The sequence below is a fragment of the uncultured Thermus sp. genome (genome assembly GCF_938010445.1).
Taxonomy (GTDB): domain Bacteria; phylum Deinococcota; class Deinococci; order Deinococcales; family Thermaceae; genus Thermus; species Thermus altitudinis.
In genome coordinates this window covers 1-3,385 of sequence record NZ_CALLUR010000075.1, presented here as the reverse complement: position 1 = coordinate 3,385, position 3,385 = coordinate 1, and the positions used below count along the sequence as shown (strand labels likewise).

Below are 3,385 nucleotides of genomic sequence, written 5' to 3'. Positions count from 1 at the left end.
TATGGGCCCTGGGGGCCATCAGGCCCTGGGCACCCACGGGAACCTCCTGGGAAAGCTCCTCTTCCCGTAGACTCCGGAAAGCGGAATCCAGCCTTGCCCAAGCCTCCCGGAAGCGGGCCTCCACCACCCCCTTGGGCTCAGGCTCCCCCTGGAGCTCCCACTCCCTCCCCCTTTGGGCCCAGTGGGGAAGCTCCTGGGGGAAGGCTTAGCTGAAAAGCCGCAAGGAGCTTCCCGTGATGTGCCGTACCAGGCCCCCAATGGGGTTCAGCCCCTCCTTGGGCCGCCACCAAAAGCCTTCCTCAGGAAGGTCAAAGGCCCAGCGCTCCAGGTGGCGCTCCACCTCCTTAAGCCCCTTGATCCAGGCGGACACTGCCGGGGGAACCCCGGGCACCAAAGGCTCCAGGAAAGGCGCAAGGTTAGCCATGAGAAGAGCGTACACTAACGCTTATGGACACGTTGGGCCTCCTTCTCCTTTTGGTTCTGGTCCTCCTCCTAGCCTACGGGATGCGGCCCCCCCTAACCCAGGCCCGTTGCCCCCGCTGCCACCTGCCCAAGGCCCTGGCGGAGGAGGTGGCCCGGCACCGGCGCTACTGCCCCCAGGTGGCCGTGCGGGCCTGCCCCTTTGACCCCAGGAGGGGCGTCTGGCGCCTGCGGCGATGAACCCGGTGGAGGCGCACTGGCAGGGCCTCGAGGCGGACCTGGCCGACTATCTGACCAAAAAGGGGATCACCCCCTCTTGCCGGGCCGGGTGCTCTGCCTGCTGCTGGGGCCTTGTAACCCTTTCCCGCCTGGAAGGGGAGGCCCTTCTCCCCCACCTCAGCCAGGCCCAAAGGTCCAGGCTCCTGGAGGAAGGCCCCAAGCGGCTTGCCCTCCTGAGGGAAGGCAAGGACGACCCCCGCTTCCCAAGCCGCTACTTCCTCTCCCGCACCCCCTGCCCCTTGCTGGAAGAGGGCCTCTGCGGGGTCTATCCCTGGCGCCCCCTTGCCTGCCGGGGGCTTCTCACCCAGGGTGACCCCAGGTTCTGCCAGCCCGAGGCGGGCCGGCAGCAGGGCCACTTCCTCCCCGCTCCCTGGCGCATGGCCCGCCTACGCCTGGAGGCGGTCTGGGAGGAGGAAAAAAGGCGGTACGGTTTCCTGGTCCTGGGGGAGCTGGCCACCCTTTTGTACCTGCTTCTTTCCGGGTTCCCCCAGGAAAGGGAGGAAGCGGAAGCCCTCCTAAAGGAACTAGGGATCCTGGGGGGACGGTGGGGGTTTCAGGTGACGTAAAAGCGGCCCGCAGGCCGCCTTTGGCGGAGGGGGCGGGATTCGAACCCGCGAGGCCCCTTACGGGGCCTACCGGTTTTCGAGACCGGCCCGTTCAACCGCTCCGGCACCCCTCCCTGAGCCGGGCAAAGAAACCCTTTAGGAGCTTAGCACACTCCCCTTCCAAAACGCCACCCCTTAAGCCCTCCCCCTGGCCATAGCGGGTTAGGGCCCCCTCCTTTAGGTTTTCCACCCCATAGACCACCTCCACCCCCGCTTCCCGGAGGGCATGGTGGCACATGCGGCAGGGCTCCAGGGTCACATAAAGCCTTCCCCCACGCGCCTCCTGGCCCAGCTCCCGGAGAAGGAGCATCTCCGCATGGGCCGTGGGGTCCCCCGTGGCCTCCACCCGGTTGTGGGCCTTATGGACCCTTTCCCCCACCACCAAGACCGCCCCCACGGGCACCTCGCCCTCCTGGTAGGCCCTTTTGGCCTCTTCCAGGGCCAAGGCCATATACCGCTCCTCCTCTGAAGGCGGATGGAGGCCCAGGACCTCCACCACCTCCTTCCCTTCGGCCCGTACCGGCCAAAGGGCCTTAAGCTCCTTGGGCACCCCCTTTTCCGCCAGGAAGTCCACTAGGCGCTTCCGCCCATAGGGCATGGCCAGGTAGTCCCCGGGCTCGGGCCGGCGGAAGCCTGGGGGTAGGGGGAGGCTGGGCTTGGGAGGGATGAGGAAAAGGGTGCCCCCCTTGCGCCTGGCGGTATACCCGCCAGGCAGGGTGGCCACCCCACCCTCCAAAGCCTCCTGCAAAAGGGCGATGAGCCGGGCCTCGGGGCGGAGGTCCAAGGCCTCCAAAAGGAAGCGCAAAGCCCTTTGCCTCAGGACCGCGGGAGCCCCTAAAAGGGGTACCACCCGATAGGCGGGAACGAAAAAACGGGTATCGGGCAGAAGGCGAGCCCGGGCCTCCCTTTCCAGGTACTTGTCCTCCTCCTCGCGCACCAAGGCGAAGCGGGAAAGGGCCTCCCGGGCCTTGGGAAACCGCTCCAGAAGGAGGGGGAAAACCCGGAGCCTAAGGTAGTTTCGGTCCAAAGAAAGGTCCTGGTTGCTGGGGTCCTCCCGCCAGGCCTCCCCCAGTTCCCGCAAGAAACCCCTGAGCTCCTCCCGGCGGAAGGCCAGGAGGGGCCGCACCACCAGCCCTTCCTTTTCCCGGATGCCAAGGCCCCGGGCCGTGCCCTGGAGGAGCTTTAAAAGCACCGTTTCCGCCTGGTCGTCCAGGGTGTGGGCGGTGAGGATGGCCTTGGCCCTCACCCCCTTGGCCACCCGATGGAGGAAGGCGTAGCGGATCTCCCGGGCCACCGCCTCCAGGTTCTCCCCCCGGGCCTGGGCCACCTTGGCCACCTCCACCCGCTCGCCATAGAAGGGAAAACCAAGCCTTGCCGCAAGGGCCTTCACGAAGGCCAGGTCCTCCCCGCTTTCCGGGCGAAGGGCGTGGTCCAGATGGGCCACCACCGCCCTTCGCCCCGCCCGCCTCACCAGGTGGGCCAAGGCCACGGAATCCCCACCCCCCGAAACCGCCAGCACCAAAGGGTCCTTGGGCGCAAGCCGGGCCAGGTGTTCCCGGAAGGCCTCCTCCAACCCTTGGGCCACCCCCTCAGGCAAGCCTGGCCACCTCCGCCTTCAAGGTGGAAAGGCAGCAACGCCCCCTGGGGTTGCGCTGGTCGCAGGCGCAGCGCTTGGCCCTAACCCCAGCCTCCACCTCCGCCACCGGGTCCTGTCCTTGGCGCAAGGCCTGCAAGGCCCTTTCCCGGGTCCAGTCAAAGCAGTAGCAGATAAGGGGGGCACCCTTGTCGTAGATGGGGAAACGCACCTCCGCCAAGGTGTAAACCCCCTCCTCCCCGTAGTAGACCACCGGGCAGGCGGGGTCTTGGCAGAGATGGTGGGGGCTATTGGGGTCCAGGCGGGAAAGGGCCTCACCGGTGAGGAAGTTTTTCACCGTTTTAAGGGGCACCTCGAGGCCCACCCTTCCGTTTTGCGGGCATACCATACCTCCACTTTACCCCCGGTATCCTGAGGGCATGAAGCTCCGCTTCCGGGAAAACGGACCCTACGTGTTGGACCTGCCCGAGGGAACCCCTTTCCGGCT

At 66.8% G+C, this 3,385-nt stretch carries 4 protein-coding genes, 1 tRNA gene and 1 pseudogene; 2 read left to right on the top strand and 4 right to left on the bottom strand.

The window, feature by feature from the left end; translation table 11 throughout:
- Positions 1 to 424, bottom strand: a pseudogene (locus Q0693_RS10815) (DinB family protein); the annotation flags it as partial.
- A 23-nt stretch (positions 425 to 447) separates the two neighbouring features.
- Between Q0693_RS10815 and Q0693_RS04510 the strand changes: the two are divergent.
- Both Q0693_RS04510 and Q0693_RS04505 read left to right on the top strand, forming a co-directional pair.
- Positions 448 to 660, top strand: coding sequence for a hypothetical protein (locus tag Q0693_RS04510; protein ID WP_298629545.1), 213 nt, complete (start codon positions 448 to 450; stop codon positions 658 to 660).
- Positions 657 to 1,265, top strand: coding sequence for a YkgJ family cysteine cluster protein (locus Q0693_RS04505; protein ID WP_298629544.1), 609 nt, complete (start codon positions 657 to 659; stop codon positions 1,263 to 1,265). Before Q0693_RS04510 ends, Q0693_RS04505 begins: the two co-directional genes overlap by 4 nt.
- 21 nt (positions 1,266 to 1,286) lie before the next feature.
- Here the strand turns inward: Q0693_RS04505 and Q0693_RS04500 are convergent.
- The 3 genes from Q0693_RS04500 to Q0693_RS04490 form a co-directional block, all read right to left on the bottom strand.
- Positions 1,287 to 1,378: transfer RNA gene (locus Q0693_RS04500), tRNA-Ser, on the bottom strand.
- The gene (gene tilS, locus Q0693_RS04495) at positions 1,357 to 2,877 is read right to left on the bottom strand and encodes a tRNA lysidine(34) synthetase TilS (RefSeq protein WP_243029912.1); all 1,521 of its coding nucleotides are present in this window, start codon (positions 2,875 to 2,877) and stop codon (positions 1,357 to 1,359) included. Before tilS ends, Q0693_RS04500 begins: the two co-directional genes overlap by 22 nt.
- 16 nt (positions 2,878 to 2,893) lie before the next feature.
- Entirely contained in the window at positions 2,894 to 3,286 is a 393-nt protein-coding gene (locus Q0693_RS04490) for a hypothetical protein (RefSeq protein WP_298629543.1), read from the bottom strand.
- Positions 3,287 to 3,385: the final 99 nt, after the last annotated feature.

Excerpts from the sequence above, each read along its gene's own strand:
- Q0693_RS04510 (WP_298629545.1), top strand. The coding sequence starts at position 448 with ATGGACACGTTGGGCCTCCTTCTCCTTTTGGTTCTGGTCCTCCTCCTA.
- Q0693_RS04505 (WP_298629544.1), top strand. The coding sequence starts at position 657 with ATGAACCCGGTGGAGGCGCACTGGCAGGGCCTCGAGGCGGACCTGGCC.
- Q0693_RS04490 (WP_298629543.1), bottom strand. The coding sequence starts at position 3,286 with ATGGTATGCCCGCAAAACGGAAGGGTGGGCCTCGAGGTGCCCCTTAAA.